This window comes from Variovorax sp. M-6 (genome assembly GCF_052114385.1).
GTDB lineage: Bacteria > Pseudomonadota > Gammaproteobacteria > Burkholderiales > Burkholderiaceae_C > Variovorax.
In genome coordinates, this window is sequence record NZ_JBFREQ010000003.1 from 82,384 (window position 1) to 108,525 (window position 26,142).

Below are 26,142 nucleotides of genomic sequence, written 5' to 3' on the forward strand. Positions count from 1 at the left end.
ACCTGCATGTCAAGCGTCACTTCGGCCTGTGAGGTCGGCTACGAATCGCGCTGCACCAGGTAGTTCACGCTGGCGCGCAGCCAGTCCAGATCCGGGCTCGGTGCGGCACCGGCAAACGCGGACAGGTCGAACTCGTTCGCCGCGGCGTCGGCGAGCGCAGCGGCCGACTGGCGCGCCCACTCGATGCTGCCGGCCCCCGCCACGATGTCGTGCATCCGCAGCACTTCGCGCGGCAGGCGACGCTCGCGCGGGCGCGCCAGAAAACTGCTCATCCAGTCGCGATCGCCCCGGCCCGCGTGCGACAGCGCATGCGTCAGCACCAGGGTGCGCTTGCCCTCGTACAGGTCGCCGTCGATCTCCTTGCCGTAGCGCTCGAGGCTCCCGCTCAGGTTGAGGACGTCGTCGGTGATCTGGAAGGCCAGCCCCAACAGGTAGCCGAAGCGATCGAAGCGGCCGAGATTCGCATCCTCGGGATCGGCCACCAGCGCGCCGATCCGCAAGGGGTGGATGAAGCTGTACCACGCGGTCTTCTTCAGCGCCAGTCGCAGGTAGTCGTCGGACCCCACGGAGAGATCGTTGTCCCGCACCCAGCCCAGTTCGATGGCCTGCCCTTCCAGCGTCTCCATCAGCATGTGGTCGATCTCGTCCAGGATGCGCAACGCGCCGGCCGGCCCGAGAAACTCGCCCGTGCGGCGCAGCAGCCGCATGGCCAGCGCATTCATCGCATCGCCGGTGTTCACGGCCAGCGGAATGCCGGCCTGCCGGTGCATGGTCGGCACGCCGCGGCGGACCTCGCTGCCATCCTCGATGTCGTCGTGCACGAGAAAGGCGTTGTGCAGCATCTCGATGCCGGCCGCGGCGGGCAGCGCGTTCTCGCTCCGGCCGCCCAGTGCCCGCGTGGTGGCGATGCACAGCGCCGGCCGCAGGCCTTTGCCGGCGCGCGCCATGAAGTCCTTCACGAGCCCATACAGGTGCTTCTGCGGCTCCCAGTCGGGCACCCCGGTCGCCAGCGTGTCGACGATCATGCCGCGGTACCAGCCCAGCCGCTCGACGAAGCCGCCCGGGCCCACGATGTCGCCGATGCCGGGCACGTCGTCGGCGACGCCGAGCGCGTTGCCGAGCGGCGTGGGCACGTAGGCGGATCCGCGCCTGACGCTCTGATCGACCCCGTATCCCGCACCCAGGCCCTGCACCGCCTGGTCGACGGTGTCGAGTGCGTCGGCGACCGGCGTCAGGAAGGGGCCCATGACCTCCATCAGCGGGCCGGCCTGGTCGAGCAGCGGTGACGCGGCGCGCAGCGCCTGCGCGGCGACCTGGGTGAGCGATGCGTCCCAGGGCAGCCCGGCCCGATGGCGCGCGGCGTCGTGAAGCCGCCAGGGCGCCAACAGTTCGACTTCCTGAAGCGGCCAGACCTCACAACGCGGGCCGTCGAAGGCCGCCGCGTCCAGCAGCGCGTTCACCGCCCGCCGCGCCGCCTCGTTGGCGCCTTCCATCGTCGCCAGATCGGTATGGGTGCGCACGTAGTCGGACGCCAGGAAGAGGTTCGCAAGGCCAGTGGCCGCCGTCGGTCGCAGTTTCCAGGTGTCGACCAGGTTCACCAGCAGCGGCTCGGCGTTCGCGAGGAAGCCGGGGCGCGTCGGGTCGGCGGCGGTGTCGGAGTCCAGGAACCAGGAGTGGAGGTCTTCGTCACGCAGGATCTCCTGCTCGGTGTTGAGCGAGCGCTTGAGCTGTCGCCAGGTTTCGCGAGCGACCTCCTCGCGCGAGCACTGCATGGCCGGCCGCCCGTCAGGGCCGGGTGCGGTCCAGTCGGAGACGTCGACCGAGATGATGTCCTTCACGTGCCCGCAGGCGAGCATCGTCGGCACCACGCTGCGCCAGAAGGGGAACTGGGAGATGCTGGTCAGGGCCCACTCGGTATCGATGTGGATCACGTGGCCATGCACCTCGGGCACGTCGCGGTACAGGTAGTACTGCACGCCGTTCATCCATTCGACGTTCGGTGCCAGCGTGCGCAGGTTGGCGAGCGAGGGATCCGCGGCCAGCAGGTCGGCGTTCACCAGCGCCGCCATGCGTTCCAGCGGCACGGCGGCGACGTAGTGGTCGCCGTGGACGACGGTGCGCACGCCCCGTTCGAGCACGACCACGCCGCTCACCTTGTCGCCGGCGCACAGGATCTGCTCGATCTCGGCGTTGAAGTGGTACTGCACGCCGCGCGCCTGGAGCCAGCTCAGCCAGGGGTCGATCCAGATCAGGTTCGTCGGCCCGTCCAGCACGCGGTCGGCCGATCCGCCGGCCGGGTTGACGATCGTGAGCATGAGCTGCGTGAAGATGTCGCCGATGGTCCGCGCGCTGGCACGCCTGGCCTTGGCCGCCACCAGCGAGCGCGTGATCCCGTCGCCTAGAAACTTCTGATAGGCCGCCGAGCGCTGCTCCGCGCCGATGAACTCCCACCAGCTGATGCCCTCGTACTCGTCGAGCCGCCGCTGCTCGCACGAGGTCAGGATCTGCCAGATCCGCGAGCCGAAGAAGGCCAGGTCGTCGGGCGTGAGTCCGGTCATCGGACCGAAGGCGAGCAGGATGTCGCGCAGCACCGTTCCCGCATCGCCGGGCGTTTGCGGAAAGTTCGCGGGCACCACGAAGGTCGGCTGGTCGTACTGCGTGAAGCCCACGCGCGTGGTGGCCACCAGGTGGTCGGCCACCGGGCGCCCGTCGAACGACGGGATGCGCCGCATGGTGTCGACCACGTGCTTGTAGAAGCCCGGGAAGAAGCGGAAACCATGTTCGCCGGGCAGGCGATGCTCGATCTCCGCCACGCCCCTGTCGGCCAGCTCGTGGCCGGCCCCGCCGTCGTCGTTGTCGCTCACCGGAATGCTGCGCGCCTTGCCGCCCGCGATGTCGCGGCGTTCGAGGACGACCACCTCGAAGCCGCGCTCGATCAGCTCGTGGGCGGCACTCATGCCGGCCACGCCGCCGCCGAGGATGATGACTCTCTCGGGCCTCATTTCTTCGTTTCGTCGGGCTCTTGCTCTTTCGGTACCGGATGCTCCTGCGCATCATCGGGCGCGCCGCCTTCGTTGGGCTCCTGCTCTTCGTCGTCGCCGATCCTGATCACGCGTATCGCCTCCTTCTCCTTGATGCGCAGGACGATCTTCTCGTACACGCGGAAGACAAACTCGGGCTCGGGCGTTACCTGCAGGAAGCTCAGGGACACATCGGTGGCGACGACGAGTTCGACCGGCTCCGCACCGAGCGCCACGACGATGCCCGCGCGTTCGGGAAGCGTTGACGACCGCAGCAGCGGTCCGCCGCCGAGAAACGGAATGATGCGGTCCTGCGGCAGCACGAGAGATCCTTCGTTGGGCGTCTGCACGGCGGTGAAGAACGCATGGTCGAACACCACGGCGAAAGGACCGAAATGGCCGGCCCTCTCGAGGTCACCGATGCATTCGGACACCGCGCTCACGAGCAGTCCGCCCAGCACCTTCGGGTCCGGGTCCGGGTCCGGGGCGTCGATGTCATGGACCTCGCCGTCCGCCAGACCCTCGCTTGCCTGGCCGCCCATGATCTTCCCGACTGCCAGTTCCGGCGGCGGCGGCTCGTTCGGCCCCTGAAGGCCGTTGAACACCACGTGGTCCTCGAGCCGCGCGAGCACGTTGGCGGCCCGGCGGAACAATTGCAGCGCACTGGCCATGTCCGGGTCGGCCATCTGGGCGCCTCGCAGATAGACCCTCACCTGCAGCGTGACCAGCTGGACCGTCGTCCTGTCATCGATCGACAGCCGCGGATTGCCCACTTCGCCGTACTCGATCGTGTCGATCGACACATAGTCGGTGCTCGGTGGCAGCGGACCGACCAGGGGAAGGAAGCTCGCGCCCACCCGCGCCCGGGCCGCCTCCTCCTGGATCACCTTGCGCACCCGCGCCCACTGCTCATCGGTCCATGGCACCTGCTGGTTGTTATCTGTCATCTCAGCTCCTTGTGTATTGCCTTCAAGAATTCAGGGGCGGCTGGCTTTCGAGGCGCGGCGCATAGATGTCGCACTCGACGCGCAGTTCGTTCATCACCACGCGTCCGAAGCCGAAGCACTGCAAAAGATTGATCCATTGCCAGCGCGGGTCGGCGGTGACATAGGTCGGCGTGGCGAAGAAGGCCGGAGCGCCGGTGTAGACCCCGCGCACCACATCGGCGTAGCCCTTCTGGCCGATATCGAAGACGCCGCCCGACTGCTCGAGCAGGAGCGCGCCGTCCGGCGTCTCGTAGGTGATCTTGATGTCGACCTCGCCGACGCCGTCGGGACGGATGCACATCCAGTCGCCGCCCTCGGGGCGAACGCGTCCCTTGAGCCGTGGCCCGTGCGCTTCGCCATGGACGACGAAGAAATTGATGCGATAGCCCTGAGGCGTGTGCCCGAGCACCTCGGCGCGCAGCTGGACCGTCAGAGCGCCCAGGAATTCAAGGCCGTAGCCGAAACGCGGGGTGCCGGCGGTGCAGTACGCCGGAAACGCAGACGCCGGGGCTGGCCCGGACGCCGGCGCTGAAGGCAGGGACCGTGGCGCGGCGTCGGCAGCGGCGGCGGTCACCGACCTCCAGCCGCCGTCCTCGGGCGCTTCGGCGATCAATTGCCCCGCCCGCCGCAACTGCGCCCGATAGTCCAGGCGCTGCCCCGGCCTCAGCGCAGGCAGGTACGCGACGAAGGACTGGGTACCGGCACCCGCGATCGCGGGCGCGGCATGGACGAGTTGCACGCGCCCTGCATCGATGCGCAATTCCAGATCGACCACGTTGCTGGGGTGCCACGAGGTCGCGGTCATGACCACCATCGAACGCACGCCGGGCGCGATCTCTCCCGCCGGCGCCGGCTCGGCCGTCGTTCCCAGCCGCAACCGGCACGGCACGCGCAGGGGCGCGTCGCGAAACTCGCTCATGCCATCTCCTCCTCGCTTGCCCGCGGGCTCTTACACAAGAATGTCCCTGAGATCCCGTTCGACCCATTCCTCGAGCGAGCGCGCCTTTTGCCGGCGCGCCTTCGCCATCGCACTGCGCAGGGAGGCCTCGGCGCCCGCCGCATCGCCGCGGCGGAACTGGATGGCAGCCCGCATGCGATCGATCTCCGGCTCCCACATCCGCTCGTTGCGGGCGTTGGCTTCGGCCTGCGCCACTTCGAGCAATTGCCACGCGCGCTCGTCGTCATGCATCAGCATGAAAGCCTTGGCGCACATGGCGTTCATCGGCACCAGCGTCAGCCGGGCGCCGGTGCCCACGAACTCCTCGAGCCCGTGCTCGATCTGCGAGCGAGCCTGCGTCGCATGTCCCTGCACGGCCAATGCCGCCCCACGGTAGGTCAGCGCCACCGCGTGCCAGAGGACGAACCCCTCGTCCTTCGACAAGGTGCACAGCTCGTCCGCCACCTGGAGCTGCTCGTCGACCTCCTGGTCGTGCCAACCGAAACAGAGCCCGCTGTGCAACTGAAAGGCCAGCGCGGCAGCCCGGCTCGGCGTATGGGCGAGCTCGCGCCCCAGGCGAACCATCCGCTCGCGCTCCTCGCGCGCCTCGTCGACATGCCCCAGCATCCACAGCGCGGTGGCACGTGCCGTGCGCACCGCGACCGACGAAGACAGCTGGAATGTCGCGGCCAGGAGACGCTCCTGCTCGAGATCGAACAACGCCAGTCCGGCATCGGCCTCCTGAACCGCCTGTTCGAATTCGCCGCGGTACAGATGCGTGTAGGCGGTGGCGTGACGGCCGGTGATCCGGATCATCGGCACCGCCGTTGCCTCGGCCATGGCCAGCACCGCCTTGGCCGTGGTCGCCGCTTCGTCCATTTCGCCGCGCAGGAAATAGTAGGTCCAGAGGCCCCAGACGGGTGGATAGATCTTGTCGAAGCGGCTCAATCGCGTGGCCAGCTCGCGGGCCCGCTCGCACGCGTGGCGCACATCGTTGGCGCCCCAGCCCTGCACCGTCATAAGGACCGGCGCGATCTCGTTTTGCAGATCGAGCTCGCACTCCAGCCAGCGCGACTCCTCGGGGAGGCGCGAAACGCTGCCGATGGCGCGCTGGAAATGCACCGCGGCCTCGCGCATGGCCGTGCGCGCCAGTGCCCGCTGCCCGGCCTTCCGCCAGAACTCGATGGCCTGCTCGTCATTGCCGGCACCCGACAGATGGTGGGCGATCAGCTCCGGCTGCTCCGCAGCGATGTCCGGGAAGTGTTCCTGCAGCACGGCCGCGATACGCGCGTGGCAGGCCTGGCGCGTGCGCCGCAACAGCGATTCATAGGCCGCATCGCGAACCAGCGCATGCTTGAAGACATACAGCGCGCTGGCGCCCGAGCCCGTCTTCCACACGAGGCCCGCATCGATGATTCGTTCCAGGTCCTCGGAGAGCACTTGCTCACCGCGCCCGCTGATCAACTGGATCAGCGAGTGGGAGAACTCCCGACCGATCGTCGCGCCGAGCTGCGCCGTCGCCCGCGCGTCGCCCAGCCGATCGATGCGCGCCATCAGGGAGGCATCGATGCTCGCCGGAATGAGGCCACTGCGGAATGGGCTGGTGAGTTCCCATGACAACTCGTGCTCTTCCACCACCCTCCCCTCGATGACGGAGCGCACCATCTCCTCGACGAACAGCGGCACGCCGTCGCAGCGCTGCGCGATCTCCCGCAACACCTCGCCCGGTACCCGCTTGCCGTGGGCGACGTTGCGAACGACCGACTCCACCTCGTCGTCGTCGAGGCGCGACACATCGATGAGCGGAGCCGCATCGCCCGACGGCCACGCGGGCTGGAACTCCGGGCGGGCGGTAAACAGCCCCAGCAGCGGAAGCTCCCTCACGGAGGATACGAACAGCCGCAGGAACTCGATGGTCGAGGGATCCGCCCAGTGCAGGTCTTCGGCGATCAGGATGGTCGGATGCCTGGAAGCGAGCGCATGCAGGACGTCAACGAGGATCGCCAGGGTCCGGACACGCTGCCGCACCGGCGATATCTCCAGCGCGGGATAGCGCTCCCCCGACGGAATGGACAGCAGCGCGGCCATCAGCGGCGGCGCGTCCGGCGCATCGACGCCGAGTTCGGCCAGCCGCGCCTCCAGGCAGTCGAGGCGCTCGTCGGCCGCCAACGCGCGATCCAGTCCGAGCCGGTGCACCATCAGATTGGTCACGGGCAGGAAGGCGCTGTTCTGGGCATAGGGCGTGCAGGAGGCGGCAAGCACGACGATGTCGTCGTTCACGAACTGACGCGTGAACTCCGCCACGAGTCGCGACTTGCCGATGCCCGGCTCGCCGCGGAGGGTGACGTAACGTGCGGCACCTGCCTGTGCCGCCGCCCAGTGCGACGCCAGCAGCGCATGCTCGCGCCCTCGCCCGACGTAGGGCGTGCGCATGTCGACCCGCCCCAGGCCCGACTCGAGGCCGCCGGCCTCGGTGACGCGCCAGAGCCGCAGGGCGGTGGCGACGCCCTTGAGCTCGTGCTCGCCTCGCGGCTCGCCATGGAAGTGCTCATGGGCGATGCGCCAGGTGGCTTCCGTGACCCACAGCGTGTCGGGCTCCGCCACGGCCTGCACGCGCGCCGCGATGTTGGGCGCATCGCCCATCGCGATGTTCTCCCGACGGGCGCCCGTGCCCACCGGGCTGACCACGACGCGCCCGGTGTCTGCCCCTGCCCGAATCTGGAGCCGCGCTCCCGGGGGTCGCGCCGCGGCGTGGTTCAGCTGCTCCATCCCCTGCAGGATGTCGAGCCCGCAGGCCACGGCCCGCCGGGCATCGTCTTCGTGCGCACGGGGGAAGCCGAAATAGATCTGGACGCCGTCGCCCAGGAACTGGGAGATATAGCCACCGCCGCGCTCGGCCGCTTCCTGGCAGACGCGTTGAAAGTCGGCGAGCAACTCATGCAGGTCTTCGGGATCGAGCGTCTGGGACAGGGCGGTCGAACCGACGACGTCGCACATGAGCACCGTGATCTGCCGCCGCTCGCCGTCCGCCCGCTGGGCGAAGTCCAGAAGCATGCCGCACCCGCCGCAAAAGCGCGCGCTTTCCGAGTTGGCGAAAGCGCACGAGGGGCAGTTCAACGTCCGCTCCCCGGCAACAGGTCGGCACGCTGTCGCTCCTGCCAGGCCTCGGTCTCCTGCGCGAGCAGCGCGTACGCCCGCGCGACGAGATCGCGCGGATCGGTTTGGGGGGCATCGGGAACAGCCGCAGCGGCGCCGGCCTGTTCACGCAGATCGCGAGCCGACGCGCAGGCAGATTCATGCACGACGGGCGAGCGGGAGAACGGAGTACCGCCTCGGAAGTCCCTCCCTACGGGTCGCAGGAGGTGCATGGCCGGACTTTACCGAAGATTACCGCCTGATACCAGTTCTATGCAGAAATTAGTATTCGATCGCTATCGCTGCAATGGCGTGAGGCGGGACGGCGTTCACGCCGAGTCCGGCGGGGCGCCGCTCACTTTTGGCCTTCTCGGTAGTGCCGTTCGAGCATTCGAAGCATGTCGGTCTGATGGCGCCCAATGGCCGTCTTGTCCCACTCGCCATCTCCCTTCGTGTGAAAGATGTGGGCCAGCTTGAGCGCGTCGTACCTGGGCTTGGAATTGAAATCGGCCCACTTCTTGTCCACCGACTGGTTGCTGTAGGAAGAGTTTTCGCCCGGACTCAGCAGTACCAGGTTGCCGAACGAATGGAGGACCTCGGGCGCCAGCGTGCGGCCGTATTCCTCCCGCTGCGGATGCACATGTTCCACCGAGTTCCTAGAAATGATGCGATAGCTGGCCAGCTTGTCCGGCAGAAAGCAGGCCAGTTCGCTGCGCCGGCGCCACAGCACGTATTCCAGTTTCTGGAACCAGTAGTGCCCGAATCCGGTCCCCAGAGACTCCTGCAACCTGCCGCAGACCTGCCGGATGTCGTCGAGGCTGCCGCAGTCGCCGCTCAGCAGGGCGAAACTCGCCTCCTTCTGGGTCGCCCGCGTCAGCGACAGCTGGTTGTCGATGCGTTCCAGCAAGCGCTCGACGTCGGCACGGTGCTCCAGCGGGCGGTCGACCAGCGCCCCCAGGAACGGAGTCAGCCAGTACTGGGCGCCGCGCTCCCGCGTGAAGTAGCTGACGCTCTGCAACTGCGTCAGGTCGGACACCGCCTGCGGCAGCCCGCGGTTCAGCCGGTACACGCCCCTGGATTGGCTGCGGCTGACCGATGACAGCAGCAATTGCCTTTCGGTGCTTTCGGCCGAGCCGACCCATTTCACCACCCAACAGTCAAATTGATGGCGCACCTGCCAGAGGCACTCGATGAAGCCGATCGCGTCCTCCTCGGTCGCCTTCGAAATGAAGTCCTCGAAGCACTCGTTCAGGCGAGCGTCGCTGAGGCGCACCGAAATGTCGCCGGCCGATCTCCGATGGCCGAAGATCCGGAACGCGTGCATCAGAAGCAGCGGGAAACCGATGATGGAATCGCAATAGATTTCTTCCGTGTCGGCCTGTTCGTTGCGCAATTCCATTTCCGCACCCGACCGGCCGGGCGCCTCGGCGGCCAATTGGGCGATGCTCAATCGTTGCTCGGCAAGACCCTGGTCGTCACCCGGCAGCGGAAAACGTTCGGAGCTGAACCTGGCCAGGTCCGCGTATTCCAGAACCGACCAATTCGCAGCAGGAAAAAGCTGCCGCACATTGCGCTCGAAATAGTTCTCCATGTTTTCGCAGGCCTGCCACATGGCGTCGTAGCGCGCCTTGTGCCGAGCGATCTTCTTGAGCAGTTGCGATTTCAGGATGTCGGACTGCGCCAGTTGCACACCACTGGTGTTCATGGTGGTGAACTGGCGATTCAGGTCGGTGCCGCGCGGCATGACGTTGTTGACCCACTTCACCTTCTCGAAGAGGAAGCGCCCGAGGTCGTCCAGGCGAGCCTGCCCCTTTTCTTGCCGCAGTTCGTCCAGGCGATCATTGACCGTCTTGAACGCCCCGGCCAGGTGGGTGAGATAGGGATCGCCGCGAACCGCCTGCTCGCCGGGGTGCGCATGATCCTCCAGCCCGATCCAATGCCCGAACAGAGCCTGGACATGCGCGCGGATGGCAAAGGTCAGGCGTGGGAGCTTGTCAAGCACGGCAAACTGGGCCACTGCGCTGTGGGGCGCGAGCTTGCCGAAGGCCAGGGCGAACAGCATGAGCGTGGTCATGCGCTGCTGCCCGTCGATCAATTCGTAGGTCACTCCGGCGCTGCCCTGCAGCCTGGGCGCGCCCACCGCAGTCAGCACGGTGCCGATGTAGTAGTGCGGAGCCCTGTCCCGGTGCGCATCGATGATGTTCTGCAGCAGCTTCTCGACGTCCTCGCCGGACCACACATAGGGTCGCTGGTAGCTGGGAATCACCAATGCCGCCTGCAGCCGGTGCATCCGCCAGGCGGTCTCCACCGTGGTGGCAACCCGCCGCGTCATGCTGGCACCTCCCCGCCTGCGACATGGGCGGCGGACACTCGCCGGATCGCCGCCTGCAGCGCCTTGTCGTAGGCCCGTGCCATGTCCTGCGGTTCATCAGGCAGCGGGGACATGCCCAACTGCTCCCCGACGCTGCGCACGAAACGCGACTTCACGCCGTTGCGCTCGAGATTGCTTGCATCGACCTGGTACGAGAAGCGCTGCAGGTACTGCATCAATTCCTCGTGGCTGTGGCTGCCGGCGATGCGATCCAGCACCATCGTTTCCCTGCTGAACTTCTGAACAGTGCTTTCCCGCACCATCTTCTCGTTGCTCAGGCGCGGCGAGGAAATGACGCGGAAGAGCCAGAGACTGGCCTCGACCAGCCTGCCATGTCCGAACTGGCTGGCATACAGCAGGACGGCGCTGTCGAACAGCTTGTGCAGGAAGACGCTGGCACGGGCCTGGACCGTCAGCTTGTTGTACATGCCATAGAACCCGTGCAGCGCCGGATTGTCCTGCGCGACCATCAGTTCCTGGCGCAGCGCATGGAAATACTGGAGGTAGCGAATCGTATTGATGCCCGCGTTCAGCGGCTGACGCATGGCATATCCGCTGGCGGCCACCTCCGGGCTCCAGCCGTCGCCGCTGCTGGCAAACCACACAGGGCGGTAAGCCATGTCACGGCGGTCGCCGCCGTCGCTTCCCGCCAGCTCCGCAACGACTTCGTCGCGCACCCTCCTCGGTTCGCGATGACTCGCCAGATCCTTCCACCGGAGCATCTGCCAATGCCGCGCCTTCATGACCGCATCCACCAGCGGGTTCAGGTCGCCCATCGACTCCCACAGCCTGGCGTTGGCATCCTGGTGCGTCGGCTCCGTCGCGCGGAGGTGATGAGCCTTGATGATGGCGGGGCCATCCAGCCGAACGCCCCCGGTGTTCTGGGTTTCGAAGAATCGGTAGGCGTCGTCCTCGGAGCGCGTCACGACCAGCGTGAGGTTGACGCGCGAAAAATCCACCGCGGGCCACTGATCTTCATGCGCCCTGAGCCAGGCGAGGTTCGCGCGTATGCGGTTCTGGCTCTCGGGGGAAAACTGCAGTCCCGGCAGATTCTGCTCGATACGCAGCAGGCAGCCCAGCAGCGCCATGCTGGTCAGGCGCTGCTGACCATCGATGATGTCCAGTGCTCCGCCATCGAGGGCCGCGGGTTCCCTCTGGTGCAGGATGATGCTGCCCAGATAGAAATCGTGAAGCGGCACTGCACCTTGCGGGCCGGGCTCGAAGAAGTGGCGCAGGTCGGCCAGCAGCTTTTCCAGTTGCTGGCGGCCCCAGCGGTAGGGCCGCTGGTATTCCGGCAGGCACAGCCGGCCCCGGATGGCGCTGCCGTCGTCCGCCTCGATCGCATCGCCGCGAAACAATGCCAGCACCGAGGTACTGGCAACCACGATCCCCCCGGCCGTTGCCGCAGCAGGCGGCCAGCCGTCCTCCCTCAACCTCGCATCCATCGACCCTGATCTCCGAGTGCACAACCGAGCAAAGTGCGGCTGCCCGGCGGGGATGCTAACGCGTGCCGCGGAAGGCGACGCCAGGATCGTCGGGGCATTGGCGATCCACGGCCGCGCGAAGTCTGGAGCGCGCCTCGTCGGCCGATGGAAACAGCTCGCCATGAGGCAGGTCGGCCAGTTCAGGCGGAGCGTCGATCACTTCGAGCAATTGAAGGGCGGCCGAGTCCGGCTCGGTCTCCTCGCGGATGCTCAACTGGTATGTGACGGCGCGGTAGTGCCCCCACGCAAGGCCATGGTCGAACTGGAACCGATCGGCCAATGCCGCGCCGACATTCCCGTCGTGGCGACTGCGCGCCGTGCTCAGCAGTTCGATGACGAAGCTGTACAGCGAACGACCAAAGGACTCGAATTCGACCTCGCCCCCCCGAGCGTTGATGGCCTTCATGACGGCGTCGACGTTGTAGTCGCCTTGGGCAAGCTGCTCCTCGAACGACAGGCGCGGCCCTTCGGTTTCGTCCACTTCGACAATGGCCTTTTGAGCGATGCGGCTCGCCAGGAGCTCGATGGCGTCGAGTCGATCGATGGCCTGCCGGGCCAGCGCCTCGACGCGCTCCAGATCGTTCTGCATCGCCCACGTTCGTGTTTCCTCGGCGAACCAGCGCTCTTCGTTGAGGGAGAAGTCCAGCGCGCCTCGCCGCTCGACGTTCAAGCGTTCGATGAAACGGGTCGAACAGAAGCCCTCCAGCCGCTCGACTCGCTCGCACGCTTCTTCGGCCCCGGCGCTCGACGGATCGTCGATTCGATAGCGTCGGCAAAGCACTTCGCGTTCTGTGATGGGTGGCATTTTTTCTTCACTTTGAAAGGAGGCAGGACGACTTTGGCTCCATCGGAGAACGGCCGGGCGGCGTGATGCCTTCCGCTTCGAGACGCGCCACGAGTTCCGTCGCCGCGGCCTGTACGGCGTCGCCGAATGTGCGGGCGGCCTGGTTCAACAGCGCCGTCATCCCGGGCTCATCGGCGTAGGCGGCGAACATCGGTTCCATTCGATCGAACAGGCCGTCCTGCAATGGGTCGAGGGCGCCGGCGATCACTCCGTTCAGAAAGTGCCGGTCGGCCTCCACATGCGCCACCCGTCGTCGATCGACGTCCAGGATGCTCCGGCACAGGCAGACCATGCCCCCCTCGCCCGCGGCCAGGTACTGTTCGCCCAGCGCCTCGACCCGGGCCCTGTCGGCCGCCTGAAAAGTGTCCGGACGAGCCAGGAGCAGATCCTGCAGATAGCGCTGGTCCCGCCGAAAAACCGCAGACGGCTTGTCGGCGGCTTTCGGCTCTTGAACGTCGGCAGGGGTGAGTGGCATGGTGATGGTGTGAGGATCGAGGCCCGGCGCCAGGCCCCTTCGGGCCACAGCGCGACGCGGTCAGCCGCCCTGCAGATTCTCCTCGCAAGCGATCTGCTTCAGGCTCTCGAAGATGAGCCGGCGCGGAGCGATCTTCCGTCCCAGGACCGCATCGATGGCCGCCACGGACCGCATGGCCAGGAGCGAGTGCCCGCCCAGATCGAAGAAGTTGTCGGTGCGGCCGATCTTCTCGACCCCGAGCAATTCCGACCAGATGCCGGCGATGACCTGCTCGGCGTGCGTTGCCGGCACCACGAAGCTGCGGCCGTCGGCCAGCACGATGTCGATGACGGGGGCCGGCAGCGATGCGCGGTCGACCTTGCCGTTCGGCAGCATCGGCATCGCATCGAGCGCCACGAAATGCTGCGGAATCATGTAGTGCGGCAGGCGATTGCGCATGTGCTCGCGCAGCGCCTGGGGCGTCGGCGACACGCCGCCGCGCGCCACGCAGTAGGCCACCAGCCGCACGTCGTCTTCGCTTTGGGTTCGCGTCACGGCCACGCAATGAAGCACCTCGGGATGGTCGAGCAGCGCCGACTCGATCTCGCCCATTTCGATGCGGTGGCCGCGCAGCTTGACCTGGTGATCGGTGCGGCCCAGGTGCTCGAGCTGCCCGTCGTGGCGCCAGCGGCCGAGGTCGCCGGTGCGGTAGAGCCGCGCTCCTGCATCGTCGCTGAACGGATCGGGCACGAAGCGCTCGGCCGTCAGGGCGTCGCGCCGGAAGTAGCCGAGGGTGACGCCGGTGCCGCCGATGCAGAGCTCGCCCGGCACGCCGATCGGGCAGGCATGGCCGTGCTCGTCGAGCGCCCAGACCGTGGTGTTGTCGATCGGCCGGCCGACGGCGATGCCGGTGCGCGGCGCATCGACCTTCCAGGCCGAACTCCAGACGGTGGTCTCGGTGGGGCCGTAGATGTTCCAGAGTTCGCCGCAGCGCTCGGTCAGCCGCTGCGCCAGGTTCGGCGGCAGCGACTCGCCGCCGACCAAGGCGCGCAAGCCGGGCGATCCGCTCCAGCCGGTTTCGATGAGCGCGCGCCATGCCGACGGCGTGGCCTGCATCAGCGTCACGCCGTGCCGTTCGAGCAACGCGCGCAAGGCGTCCGGCTTGTGCACTTGATGCTGCGAGGCGATGACCACCTTCGCCCGCGCGACCAGCGGCAGCAGCAGGTCGAGCACCGAAGGGTCGAAGGACGGACTGGTCGTCGCCAGCACGCAGTCCTCCGATGCCAGCCCCGGCAGCTTCACCATGCTGGCCAGGAAATTGACCACGCTGCGGTGCGGCACGCGCACGCCCTTGGGCTGGCCGGTGGAGCCCGAGGTGTAGATCAGGTAGGCCTCGTCGGCCGGTGTGGCATCGAGCGTCGGCCGCGGCTCGAGCGCATCGCCCGGGCTGCCGGCCGTCAGCTGTTCATCGTCCACCCGCAGCATCGGCACGTTGAGCCCGTCGAGGATGGCACTCGCGCTGCGTTGCGTGAGCACGGCGGACAGGTCCGCATCGGCCGCCATGAAGCGCAGCCGCTCCGCCGGATAGTCCGGGTCGAGCGGCACGTAGGCCGCGCCGGCCTTCATCACCGCCAGCTGCGCGACGAGCATCGCAGGGCTGCGCTCGATGCACAGGCCGACGCGCTGGCCGCGCGCAATGCCGCGTGCGCGCAGCACCCGCGCCAGCATGTTCGAGCGGGTCTCGATCTCGCCGTAGCTGAGCGCTTCTTCGCTTTCGGCGTCGATGACGGCCACGCGCGCGCGGATCTCGGGCGCGCCCAGGTCCAGGTAGCGGTGCACCAGCAGCTGCCCGGGCAGCGGCGCCTTGGTGCCGTTCCAGCCGTGGCGCAGGAGGCTCATCTGCGCCGGCGACAGCATCCCGTGCGCCGAGAGGTGGCGCTCGGGCTGTGCGAGCAGCTGCTCGACCAGCGCCAGGTAGTTCTCGAGCATGCGCGCGGCACTCACCGCGCTGTAGAGATCGGTCGCGTACTCGAGGTGGATGCGCTGCGAGAACTCGGTGTCGATGTGCATCGACAGATCGAACTGCGCGGCCGTGCGCTCGAAATCGAACTCGTCGACCTGCAGGCCGAACAGCTCCGGCTTGCCGACCGGCGCGTTCAGCACGTTGAAGAGCACGCGCACGGGGCCCTCGGGACGCAGCGTGCGGTCGTGTCCCAGCGCATCGATGAGCTCGTCGAAGGGCGCCTCCTGGTGCGCATAGGCCTCGAGGGCATTCCGGCGCACCCGGTGCACGAGCTGCGTGAAACTCGGGTCGCCCGCGAGATCGGTGCGCATCACCAGCGTGTTGACCAGCGTGCCGACCAACTGCTCCGCGGCGAAGCGATGCCTGTTCGCGATCGGCACGCCGACGGCGACGTCTTCGCTCCTGGCTTGCCGCGACAGCATCAGCGCGAAGGCCGACAGGTAGACCACGAAGGGCGTGACGGCCTCGCGGCCGCCGAATTCGCGCATGGCTTCGCGCAGCCGCAGCGGCAGGTCGGCCGAGACGCGTGCGCCCTTGAAGCTGGCCTTGGCCGGACGCGGGAAATCGGTGGGCAGGTCGAGTTCAGGCAAGCCGCGCAGGCGCTCGATCCAGTACGCCAGGTGCGGGCGCCGCGCCTCGACCGATTCGGGCCGGCGCTGCCATGCGGCGTAGTCGGCATAGTCGATGGCGAGGGGCGCCGATTCCGGCTTGCGTCCGGCCGCCAGGGCACCGTACGCCGCCAGCGTCTCGCGCATGAGCAGCGCGCCGGCCCAGTTGTCGATGATGGCGTGGTGCAGCAGCCAGAAGAGCACGTGCTCGCGCTCGCCGAGTCGGACGAGCGTCGGCCGGTGCAGCGGCGCCTGCGAGAGATCGAAGGGTTGCGCAAGGCGATGCGCCAGCAGCGCGCGCGCCTGCTCGTTGCGCTCGCGGCCAGGCAGATGGCTCAGGTCGACAAAGTCGATCGGCACCGAGAGCTTCGGCACGATCCATTGCATGGGCTCGTCCTCGCCCATCACGAACGCGGTGCGCAAGCCTTCGTGCCGCTCGACCATGAGGTCGAGCGCCTGCTGGCACAGCGCCAGGTCGAGCGCGCCGCGCAGCCGGATCGCGATCGGCACGCTGTAGGCAGTCGACGCCGGATCGAAGCTCTGGATTACCCACATGCGGCGCTGCGACAGCGAAGCCGGCAGCGGGACGTCGCGCGACTGGCGCTCCATGCCAACCTCGTGCGCGGCGGCTGAGCCACCGCCCGATGCGCCCTGCCGCTGCACCTGCGCCGCCATCGCGGCGACGCTCGCATGCGCGAACAGCTCGGCGAGCGGAAGCGCCACATTGAAGTGCACCTGGATGCGGGAGAGCACCTGGGTCATCCGCAGCGAGTTGCCGCCGAGCTCGAAGAAGCTCTCGTGCACGCCGAAGGCGCGCGTGCCGAGCACCTCGCGCCAGATGTCCCAGACGGCCTGCTCGCGCTCGTCGCGCGGAAGCACGGCGCCGGGCCGCTCCCCGGGGTCGGCATGCGCATCTTTGCCGGGGGCCATCAGCTCGCCGCCGCCGGAATCGAGCGGTACCACCAGTTCCAGCGCGTTCGCGAGGAAGGCTTCGCGGCAGCGGTGCCGCTGGATCTTGCCGCTCGAAGTGCGCGGCAAGGCGCCGGCTCGCACCAGCGCCACCGCATGCACCGGCAGCCCGTGCTCCACCGCAATAGCCCGGCGCACCGCGCGGAAGACAGCCTCGGCGTCGGCATCGGTGGTGGCCGCGCGCCGTTCGACTTCGAGCGCCAGGACCACCGCTTCTCCGCTTGGCGTATCGACCGGAAAGGCCGCGCAGTGGCCCACGCGCAGGGCGGGATGGGCGCGCTCCGCGCTCCATTCCAGGTCCTGCGGATAGTGGTTCTCGCCGTGGACGATGACCAGGTCTTTCAGGCGCCCGGTGACGAACAGCTCGCCCCGGTCGAGGAAACCCAGGTCGCCGGTGCGCAGGTAAGGCCCTTCCCCGTTGGCCAGGTAGCCGCCGAAGACCGCCTCGCTGGCCTCGGGCTGCATCCAGTAGCCATCGCCGATGCTCGGCGAACGCGCCCATATCTCGCCGACCCTGCCATCGAGACAGGGGCGCCCCGCATCGACGATCAGGATCTCGGTGTCCGGCATCGCTCGTCCGCAGCCCACCAGCCGGCGCACCTCGCGCGAAGCGTCCGAGGCGGGTTCGAAGCGATGGACCAGGAGTGCGGCCGCATCCGCCGACACGATGCGAGGCGGTGCGTCGAGCATCGACGAACTCACGCCCAGCACGGCCTCGGCCAGGCCGTACGACGGCGCGAAGGCAGCCGGGCGCAGGCCCGCTGCGCCGAAGACCGACAGCACGCCCTCGACCGTCGCGGCGCGAATCGGCTCGGCACCGCAGGTCAGCGATACCAGGCTGTCGAGGCGAACGCCGAGTGCCTTGTCGCCCAGTGCCTGCAGACAGGCGGCAAGGGCCGATTCCGGGGCGCCGGTGTGCGTGATGCGGTGTGTCGCCACGGCCTCCAGCCAGCGCAGCGGCCGGCGCAGAAATGCCACGGGCGACATCAGGTAGCCCGTCGCGCCCGCGATCACGGGCGCGAGAATGCCGAACACCAGCCCATAGTCGTGGAAGTGCGGCAGCCAGCAGAGCGACCGGCTGGCGTCGTCTCCATCACTTGCAGCGGTCACTGTCCGGACGTTGGCGATCACGTTGGCATGCGTCAGCCGCACGCCGCGCGGCGACGAGGTCGAACCGGACGTGTACTGCAGGTAGGCAAGGCTGTCGGGCTCGAGCCCCGGTGGCGCGAAGGCAGGAAACTCGGATTGCGCCAGCGTCGCCGAATCGGGAAGCGCCATCCAGCGCGCCATCGCGAAGGTGGCCGGGTCGAGCGTGGCTGCCGCGGCATCGAGCAGCGATGCGTTGGTCAACACCAGCGCCGCACGCGAATCGGCAATCAGGCTGCGCAGGCGTGGCGCCGCATGGTGCAGCCGGACCGGATCGGGAGCAGGAACCGGCACGGCGACCCGGCCTGCCAGCATGCAGGCCCAGAACACGCGCACGAAGTCCAGTCCGGGAGGAAAGGCGAGCAGCACGCGATCCCCGGCTTGGGTTCGCGCCGACACCCAGGCGGCGGCGCTGCGCACGTCGGCCAGGAGCCGGCCGTAGCTGCTCTCCTGCGCGAGGCTCAGGTCATCCTTGAGAAATCCGTAGGCCAGCTTGCCCGAATGCGCTTCGCACTGAGCCTCGAACAGCGATGCGAGCGTGTCTCGAGACACGCCGGCGATGGCGACGGGCGGGGCTGCGTCGTACGAAAGCGAATGAAACATGGAATGGACTGCCCCCCGGAGTGCCGCGCAAACTAAAACTAAAGCGTGTCATTATGTTTCAGCGCCGTCCGCCGTCACGGCCCTCCGATCCGCGGCGCGCCACCCTCCTGCCGGTATTCGTGAAGAAGTTGGCGCGTGGCCGAATGAAGGGATGCCGCCTGCACGGGATCGCGACGGCCTGGCGGTGGCGGTACGCGATGGGGCTCGCGGGCCGCTACCGCGTCAGCGAGGTTTGGGTGAGCCGAATCAACGCACGGTCGACATCACGGTCGCGCGGCACCGGGGCTGCTCGGCCGGGTGCAAAAGACTGCAGTTCTGCAGGGCGCGCTGCTGCATGTCGCTCAACCTCGGCGGGTTTCGCCGCGGGGGCGGCGGCTGATGCCAGTGATTGGGCGGAGGCTGATGCCAGTGCTGGTTCGGAGGCCGCCGGTCCCAGCGTTGACCGTGGCCACGCTGCCAGCCCCTCTCCCACATGCAACGATCGAAGTTGACACCGCGCCGATCGCAAGATCGGAGGTCACGATCGAACTGGGCGCTGTTGTGCCACTGTGCCTGAGCAGGCGCGGTGCCGATCAATCCCGCGATTGCCACAAACATTGCCGAGATTTGCTTTTTCATGGGACGCATTGTCATCGCTTTGCCGTTGCCGAATGCGGCACAACGGGGATCCGCCGACATGGGCCGGCGCCGGCCGGTAGGAGCCGCCCGTGTAGATCTTGAGGAGAGCCTCTGGCCGCAAGGCCGCGGCTCCACTTCTTCGAACGTGATGGTCACAACCCTTGCAGGTGGGGGCGGTCTGACATCACTTGCCTTCCTCGGCGATGGCGTCGACCTTTCGCTTGGCGATCTGGGCAACCTTGCCGGCCCGACGGGTCAGACCGCGCGTCACATTCAGGAGGTAGCGCCGGCCGCTCCAAACCACCCAGGGCAGCGCGAAGTACAGCGCAGCCAGGACAGGGGTATCGCGAGCGTGGCAGCGGAGCGAGCTATCGCAGCCGGGGAGTCCGAAACGGAGATACCAGGAGACCACCGACAGTAGCAATCCACCCAGGAGGGACAGGAGGACGGCCCTTGCCCTGCTCGACGCCCAGGAACGCGATGACTGAAGACTCCGTGGTCTTGGCGTCCGCGGCAGCGGTCCGCCCCGTGCGGGCTTTTTCACGCCTGGCCGCGCCTTCGTAGCCCTTCCCGGAACAGCAGCGCACCAATCCCTCCGAGCACTGTCCAATCGTCCTCTGTGAGACGGCCTTCGGCCAGGTCCATCCAGGCCGCCAAGTTGGCTATGGCGTCGTCCAGCCCTTGGCCGCTCCCCTGTACGTCCAGCAAAGAGGCGCGCTGCTCGAATAGCTCGATGGTGGGGTGTTTCATCGGCCTATTGTGGCTCTGCCCGCCTCGCGCGGGGCTTTGTCACGCCCGCTCGATCTTGCTCGAAGGAGCTGGAAGATGCTGTCACGGCCAAAGAAAAACGGCCTACGCCTTGTGAGCGTAAGCCGTTGATCTATCTGACGATTTTGGTCGGTGTGAAAGGATTCGAACCTTCGACCCCTTGCACCCCATGCAAGTGCGCTACCAGGCTGCGCCACACACCGAAGCTCTCGATTATAGCCGCGCGAAATCAGTGATTCGAGCCGAGCAGTTCACGAATTTCGGTGAGTTCGCGCCGAAGATGCAGCAGTTGCGACAGATCGACCGTGCGGCGGACGGGTTCATGCGTCTCCAGGTCGTCCTGCACCGCGGCGTCGAACTCCTCCTGGTCGATCTCGATCGCCTCCATGCCCTCGAGCGGAACCTCGCCGGACTTGCGGCGTTCGCGCTCGGACTGGACGAGCTCCTGCAGCTTGTTGCGCGCGCCGCTGATCGTGAAGCCCTGGTCATAGAGCAGATCGCGGATACGGCGAATCATGAGCACCTCGTGGTGCTGGTAGTAGCGTCGGTTGCCGCGCCGCTTCATCGGGCGCAGTTGCGTGAACTCCTGCTCCCAGTAGCGCAGCACGTGCGGCTTGACGCCACACAACTCCCCCACCTCACCGATCGTGAAGTAGCGTTTGACGGGGATCGGCGGGAGGGTTTTCTCCATTGAAATCAAGACAGTGCGAGCGAAACCTCATAGGTTACTCCACCGGCGCTCCGAGTACCAACCTTATTCGGAGCCCAGGCTCCATTCGACCTCTCGCGGAGCCGTGTCGTCGATGCTCCCGTGGATTTGTTCCTTCAGCTTGGCGCTCGCGTGGAAGGTCGCGACGCGCCGCTCGCCGATCGGAATCGCCTCGCCGGTGCGCGGATTGCGCCCCGGTCGCGGCGCCTTGACGCGAATCTGGAAGTTGCCGAAGCCCGAGATCTTGACGTCCGTGCCTTCGATCAGACTGTTGACGATCAGGTCGAAAAAGGCCTCGACCATGTCCTTGGACTCGCGCTTGTTCAGGCCGATCTGCTCGAACAGCAGGTCGGCCAGATGCGCCTTGGTGAGTGCCGGCGTTTCGAGGGCCTCGAGCGTGAAATCCATGGCGTTCATACCCTCAGTCGGGCGCCGAGCCGGGCGCCGAGTTGATCGATGATCCTGCGCACCGCGGCTTCGACCTGTTCGTCGGTCAGGGCACTGTCGCTGTTGAAGCTGAGGCGCACAGCCATGCTCTTCTCGCCGACCGCGAGGCCGCCGGCGGCCACCGTGCCGTCGCGGGCGACAACTGGACGATAGATATCGAACAGCGCGAGTTCGCGCAGCAGGCTGGCGTCGGAAGCGGCGCGGATGGCCTCCATCAGCGCATCGTGCGTGACCGACTCGGCCACCACCATCGCAATGTCGCGCTCGACCGGCTGCTGCCTGGGCACCTGCTGCGCCACCGGCACCGGACGGGCGGTGACCGCGTCGAGCTCCAGCTCGAACAGGAGCGGAGCCTGCGCGAAGTCCCACTTCTGGCGCCAGCGCGGATGCAGTTCCCCGACGACGCCGATCGCGCGGCCGTCGAGCAGCACGCGCGCCGCGCGGCCCGGGTGCAACGCCGGATGTTCGATCGCTTCGAAGGTCGGCACGCGAGGTGCGAGCAGCGCCTCGACATCGCCCTTGATGTCGAAGAAGTCGACGCGTTCGGCCTTGCCTTCCCAGCGCCCGTCTTCGGCATCGCCCCAAGCCAGTCCGGCCAGCCGCATCGGCTGGTGGATGCCCTTGACGGTGCTGTCGGTGGTCGCGACCGCGGCGTCGCGCAGGAACACGCGGCCGAGCTCGAACACACGCACCTGTGTCGCCTTGCGGTCGAGGTTGAACTTGAGCACGTGCAGCAGCGAGCCGACGAGCGAGGAGCGCATCACGCTCATCTGGCTCGCGATCGGGTTCAGCAGCTTGATCGGATCGGCGTTGCCGGCGAGTTCCTGCTCCCAATGGGCCTCGACGAAGCTGAAGTTGATGGTCTCCTGGTAGCCCAGCGCGGCCATCCGGTGGCGCACCGCGAAGGGGCTGCGCTCGGCCTCGGGCCGCACGCGCGCGGTGATCGGCGCCAGCGGCGGCGTGGTCGGCAGGTTCTGGTAGCCGACCAGACGCGCCACCTCCTCGATCAGGTCTTCCTCGATCAGCAGGTCGAAGCGATGCGGCGGCGGCGTGACGACCAGCGTGCCGTCGCCCTCCTCCACCGGCAGCGACAGGCGGCGCAGTGCAGCCGCGCAGTCGGCTTGCGTGAGTGGCATGCCGATCACGCGCGCCGCGCGGGCCACGCGCAAGGTCACGGGCTTGCGCTCGGGCAAGCGCAAGGCCTGGTCATCCATCGCGCCGGCCTGGCCGCCGCAGATCTCGATCACCAGCTGCGTGATGCGCTCGATGATCTCGACGGTGCGGCTCGGATCCACGCCACGCTCGTAGCGATGCCCCGCATCGGTCGAGAAATTGAATCGGCGCGAGCGGCCCTGGATGCTCTCGGCCCACCAGAAGGCGGCCTCGATGTAGATGTTGCGCGTGTCGTCGGACACCGCGGTGGCGTCGCCACCCATGATGCCGGCCAGCGACTCGATCTCGCGCTCGTCGGCAATCACGCCGACCTTTTCGTCGACCGTGACCGTGTTGCCGTTGAGCAGCTTCAGCTGCTCGCCCGGCCGGCCCCAGCGCACCGTGAGGCCGCCATGGATCTTGTCGAGATCGAAGATGTGGGTCGGCTGGCCATACTCGAACATCACGTAGTTCGAGATGTCGACCAGCGGCGTCACGCTGCGCTGGCCGCAGCGGGCCAGCCGATCGACCATCCAGGCCGGCGTCGCGACCTTCGTATCGACGCCGCGCACGATGCGGCCCGAGAAGCGGCCGCACAGATCGGGCGCTTCGACCTTCACGGACAGCTTGTCCGCGAATGCCGCCGCCACCGGCGCGATGGCGGGTTTCTTGAGCGGAGCGCCGGTCAGCGCCGCGAGTTCGCGCGCAACGCCGTAGACGCTCAGGCCGTGCGCCAGGTTGGGCGTCAGCTTGAGGGTCAGCAGCGAGTCGTCGAGCTTCAGCACGTCGCGCACGTCGGCGCCCACGGTTGCGTCCGCGGCGAGTTCGAGCAGTCCGCCGTGGTCTTCGCTGAGCTTGAGCTCGCGCGCCGAGCACAGCATGCCCTGGCTTTCGACGCCGCGCAGCTGGCCCAGCTTGATCAGGAAGGGCTTGCCGTCCTCGCCGGGCGGCAGCTCGGCACCGACCAGCGCCAACGGCACCTTGATGCCCACGCGCGCGTTCGGCGCACCGCAAACGATGTTGAGCAAGGCCCCCTGCCCGGCATCGACCTGGCACACGCGCAGGCGATCGGCATTCGGGTGCTGGACGGCTTCCTTGATCTCGCCGACCACGACCTTGCTGAACGGCGGCGCCACCGGCCGGCGCTCCTCGACCTCGAAGCCGCCCATCGTGAGCGTCTCGGCCAGGGCTTCGCTGCTGAGCTGCGGGTCGCAGAATTCGCGCAACCAGGACTCTGGGAATTGCATCTCGTCGATCTCGTTGTTGTCGTGTTTACTGAAATTGGCTCAGGAAGCGCAGGTCGCCGTCGAAGAACAGGCGCAGGTCGTTGACGCCGTAGCGCAGCATCGTGAGCCGGTCCGGGCCCATGCCGAAGGCAAAGCCGATGTAGCGTTCGGGGTCCAGCCCCATGTTGCGCACCACGTTCGGGTGCACCTGCCCCGAACCCGCGACCTCGAGCCAGCGGCCGGCCAGCGGTCCGGTCTGGAACTGGATGTCGATCTCGGCGCTCGGTTCGGTGAACGGGAAGAAGCTCGGCCGGAAGCGCAGCACCAGGTCGTCGCTCTCGAAGAAGGTGCGGCAGAAGTCGGTGAAGACGACCTTCAGGTCCTTGAAGCTCACGTTCTCGCCCAGCCACAGGCCTTCGCACTGGTGGAACATCGGCGAGTGCGTGGCGTCGCTGTCGACGCGGTAGGTCCGGCCCGGCGCGATCACGCGGATCTCGGGCGCCTTGACCGTCCCGGTGGTGTCGGCCGCCGCGGCCTCGAACTGCGCGGCGTATTTCTTCACGTGCTGGTTCGCGTAGCGCACCTGCATCGGGCTGGTGTGCGGGCGCAGGTTGTAGGGCACGCCGTCCTCGCCGTCGATGTCGACGTAGAAGGTGTCCTGCATCGAACGCGCCGGATGGTTCGGCGGATTGTTGAGCGAGGTGAAGCTGTGCCAGTCGCTCTCGATCTCGGGGCCGTCGGCGACGTCGAAGCCCATGCTCGAGAAGATCGCCTCGATGCGCTCCAGCGTGCGGCTCACCGGATGCAGTCCGCCGGCCACGCGGCGGCGGCCCGGCAGCGTCACGTCGAGCGCCTCGGCCCGCAGCTGCACCGCGAGTTCATCGTCGGCAAGCTGCTGGCGGCGCTCGGTGAGCGCGGCCTCGATCGCCTGCTTGGCGACATTGATCTGGGCGCCGCGCGACTTCTTTTCCTCGACGCTGAGCGCCGCCATGCCCTTCATCAGCTCGGTGATGCGACCGGACTTGCCGAGGAACTGCGCCTTCGCGTTCTCGAGTTCGGCCGGGACCTTCGCTTCTGCGAAGGCGGCGCGTGCGGTGTCGACCAGGGAGTCCAACTCGTTCATGGAGAAATTCTTCGAGATGAAAAAGGAAGTGGGGCTGGAGCCACGATGAAAAAAGGGCTGGAGCCCTTTCAAGCGCCAGCCCTTGACGTGGGCGCAGGCCGCCGTCCGAAAACGGCCACCTGCTGTGCAGGATCAAGCAGCCAGCTTGGCCTTGACCTGCTCCACGATGCCGGCAAAAGCGGCCTTGTCGTGCACGGCGATGTCGGCCAGCATCTTGCGGTCGATCTCGATTCCGGCCTTGCGGATGCCGTTGGCGAACTGGCTGTAGGTCAGGCCCAGTTCACGCGAGGCGGCGTTGATACGCGCAATCCACAGTTGGCGGAACACGCGCTTCTTGGTGCGGCGGTCACGGTAGGCGTATTGGCCTGCCTTCATCACCGCCTGCTTGGCGATGCGGAAGACATTGCCGCGACGACCGCGGAAACCCTTGGCGAGTGCGAGAACCTTCTTGTGGCGGGCGCGAGCCGTTACACCACGTTTGACGCGAGGCATGTGTGTACTCCTTGTTCGTCTGGGTTAAATGCCGCTGCCGGGCAACATGGCGGCCATCGAAACCATGTTGGTCTCGTGAACTGCCGTTGCACCACGCAGGTGACGCTTGTTCTTGGTGGTCTTCTTGGTCAGGATGTGACGCTTGAAGGCTTGACCGCGCTTGACGGTGCCACCGGGACGAACGCGGAAACGTTTTTTCGCGCTGCTCTTGGTCTTCATTTTGGGCATGTGAATGCTCCTTTAGTTTGTGCTCGTGAGGCGCCGCGGAAATTCCACGGGCTTGTTGGCCCCGAGACACTTCTTTATCCCGCCCCTGCCTGCTCCCTTTCGGGAGCCCTCAAGGGCGAAATCCCTGCAAAAAACTCGACTCGCGTCGGCTCAAGCCGTTGCGGGCGCCGCAGCCGGCGTCGCCGCTGCGTCGGCAGCCGGCTTGGCCGCTGCGCCTGGCTTCTTGCGGCCCGGCGCGATCATCATGATCATCTGCCGGCCTTCGAGCTTCGGGAACTGCTCCACGAGGATCAGGTCGCCGAGTTCGTCGCGAATGCGCTGCAACAGCGCCAGTCCGAGTTCCTGGTGGGTGATTTCACGACCGCGGAACCGCAGCGTGATCTTGCACTTGTCACCCTCTTCAAGAAAACGCCGGATGTTGCGCATCTTGATGTTGTAGTCACCATCGTCGGTACCGGGCCGGAACTTGATTTCCTTGACCTCGATGACCTTCTGCTTCGACTTCGCCTCGGCCGCCTTCTTCTGCTCGTGGTACTTGAACTTGCCGTACTCGATCAGCCGGCAGACGGGCGGATTGGCCGCCGCGACGACTTCGACCAGGTCGACGTCTTGTTCACCGGCCAGGCGCAAGGCCTCGGCAAGACTCACTACACCCAATGGCTCGTTCTCGGGCCCGATCAGGCGGACTTCCGGGGCCATGATTTCCCGGTTCAGGCGGTGTTGGCGTTCCTCGCGGTGGCGGCGGTCGCGAAATGCAGTAGCGATGGTCAGAATCCTTCAAACAATTTGCTACAAAATC

General features: G+C 67.2%; 19 protein-coding genes and 1 tRNA gene. 1 reads left to right on the forward strand and 19 read right to left on the reverse strand.

Annotated features, from left to right (window positions below; all coding sequences use genetic code 11):
* Positions 1–38 precede the first annotated feature (38 nt).
* From AB4Z46_RS04685 to AB4Z46_RS04730, 10 genes are all read right to left on the reverse strand, one after another.
* Positions 39–3,002 (reverse strand): FAD-dependent oxidoreductase, encoded by a 2,964-nt coding sequence (locus AB4Z46_RS04685; protein ID WP_442282320.1) that lies wholly within the window; start codon positions 3,000–3,002, stop codon positions 39–41.
* Positions 2,999–3,967, reverse strand: coding sequence for an encapsulin (locus AB4Z46_RS04690; RefSeq protein ID WP_442282321.1), 969 nt, complete (start codon positions 3,965–3,967; stop codon positions 2,999–3,001). Before AB4Z46_RS04690 ends, AB4Z46_RS04685 begins: the two co-directional genes overlap by 4 nt.
* A 22-nt stretch (positions 3,968–3,989) precedes the next feature.
* The gene (locus AB4Z46_RS04695; RefSeq protein WP_442282322.1) at positions 3,990–4,925 is read right to left on the reverse strand and encodes a DUF3237 domain-containing protein; all 936 of its coding nucleotides are present in this window, start codon (positions 4,923–4,925) and stop codon (positions 3,990–3,992) included.
* A gap of 30 nt (positions 4,926–4,955) precedes the next feature.
* Positions 4,956–7,997: an AAA family ATPase gene (locus tag AB4Z46_RS04700; RefSeq protein ID WP_442282323.1), complete on the reverse strand. Its 3,042-nt coding sequence runs from the start codon at positions 7,995–7,997 to the stop codon at positions 4,956–4,958.
* Positions 7,998–8,056: 59 nt separating this feature from the next.
* The gene (locus AB4Z46_RS04705) at positions 8,057–8,245 is read right to left on the reverse strand and encodes a hypothetical protein (RefSeq protein WP_442282324.1); all 189 of its coding nucleotides are present in this window, start codon (positions 8,243–8,245) and stop codon (positions 8,057–8,059) included.
* A gap of 188 nt (positions 8,246–8,433) precedes the next feature.
* A complete protein-coding gene (locus tag AB4Z46_RS04710) occupies positions 8,434–10,410 on the reverse strand; it encodes a DUF262 domain-containing protein (RefSeq protein WP_442282325.1) in 1,977 nt (658 codons plus the stop codon).
* The gene (locus AB4Z46_RS04715) at positions 10,407–11,894 is read right to left on the reverse strand and encodes a DUF7834 domain-containing protein (protein ID WP_442282326.1); all 1,488 of its coding nucleotides are present in this window, start codon (positions 11,892–11,894) and stop codon (positions 10,407–10,409) included. The genes AB4Z46_RS04710 and AB4Z46_RS04715 overlap by 4 nt, the downstream gene beginning before the upstream one ends.
* Before the next feature lie 55 nt (positions 11,895–11,949).
* On the reverse strand, positions 11,950–12,738 hold the full coding sequence (locus tag AB4Z46_RS04720; RefSeq protein WP_442282327.1) for a hypothetical protein: 789 nt from the start codon (positions 12,736–12,738) through the stop codon (positions 11,950–11,952).
* A 7-nt stretch (positions 12,739–12,745) separates the two neighbouring features.
* Positions 12,746–13,252, reverse strand: coding sequence for a hypothetical protein (locus AB4Z46_RS04725; protein WP_442282328.1), 507 nt, complete (start codon positions 13,250–13,252; stop codon positions 12,746–12,748).
* Between the two features lie 60 nt (positions 13,253–13,312).
* Positions 13,313–18,580 (reverse strand): amino acid adenylation domain-containing protein, encoded by a 5,268-nt coding sequence (locus AB4Z46_RS04730; protein ID WP_442282329.1) that lies wholly within the window; start codon positions 18,578–18,580, stop codon positions 13,313–13,315.
* Positions 18,581–19,145: 565 nt separating this feature from the next.
* On the opposite strand from AB4Z46_RS04730, the gene AB4Z46_RS04735 reads away from it, so the two are divergent.
* Positions 19,146–19,619 (forward strand): hypothetical protein, encoded by a 474-nt coding sequence (locus tag AB4Z46_RS04735; RefSeq protein WP_442282330.1) that lies wholly within the window; start codon positions 19,146–19,148, stop codon positions 19,617–19,619.
* Positions 19,620–19,738: 119 nt separating this feature from the next.
* On the opposite strand, the gene AB4Z46_RS04740 is transcribed toward AB4Z46_RS04735, so the two are convergent.
* The 9 genes from AB4Z46_RS04740 to infC form a co-directional block, all read right to left on the reverse strand.
* Complete coding sequence (locus AB4Z46_RS04740; RefSeq protein ID WP_442282331.1) at positions 19,739–19,948, reverse strand: hypothetical protein; 210 nt, start codon at positions 19,946–19,948, stop codon at positions 19,739–19,741.
* A gap of 144 nt (positions 19,949–20,092) precedes the next feature.
* A tRNA-Pro gene (locus tag AB4Z46_RS04745) sits at positions 20,093–20,169 on the reverse strand.
* A gap of 26 nt (positions 20,170–20,195) precedes the next feature.
* Complete coding sequence (locus AB4Z46_RS04750; RefSeq protein WP_442282332.1) at positions 20,196–20,657, reverse strand: MerR family transcriptional regulator; 462 nt, start codon at positions 20,655–20,657, stop codon at positions 20,196–20,198.
* A gap of 63 nt (positions 20,658–20,720) precedes the next feature.
* Positions 20,721–21,092 (reverse strand): integration host factor subunit alpha, encoded by a 372-nt coding sequence (locus AB4Z46_RS04755; RefSeq protein ID WP_442282333.1) that lies wholly within the window; start codon positions 21,090–21,092, stop codon positions 20,721–20,723.
* A complete protein-coding gene (gene pheT, locus AB4Z46_RS04760; protein WP_442282334.1) occupies positions 21,089–23,521 on the reverse strand; it encodes a phenylalanine--tRNA ligase subunit beta in 2,433 nt (810 codons plus the stop codon). Before pheT ends, AB4Z46_RS04755 begins: the two co-directional genes overlap by 4 nt.
* Before the next feature lie 25 nt (positions 23,522–23,546).
* A complete protein-coding gene (gene pheS / locus AB4Z46_RS04765) occupies positions 23,547–24,623 on the reverse strand; it encodes a phenylalanine--tRNA ligase subunit alpha (protein ID WP_442282335.1) in 1,077 nt (358 codons plus the stop codon).
* Between the two features lie 132 nt (positions 24,624–24,755).
* A complete protein-coding gene (gene rplT / locus AB4Z46_RS04770; protein ID WP_012747009.1) occupies positions 24,756–25,115 on the reverse strand; it encodes a 50S ribosomal protein L20 in 360 nt (119 codons plus the stop codon).
* A gap of 24 nt (positions 25,116–25,139) precedes the next feature.
* Complete coding sequence (gene rpmI, locus AB4Z46_RS04775) at positions 25,140–25,343, reverse strand: 50S ribosomal protein L35 (protein ID WP_028253491.1); 204 nt, start codon at positions 25,341–25,343, stop codon at positions 25,140–25,142.
* Positions 25,344–25,493: 150 nt separating this feature from the next.
* Positions 25,494–26,117 carry a translation initiation factor IF-3 gene (gene infC, locus AB4Z46_RS04780; RefSeq protein ID WP_442282533.1) on the reverse strand — a complete coding sequence of 208 codons (624 nt, stop codon included), beginning with the start codon at positions 26,115–26,117 and terminating at the stop codon, positions 25,494–25,496.
* Positions 26,118–26,142: the final 25 nt, after the last annotated feature.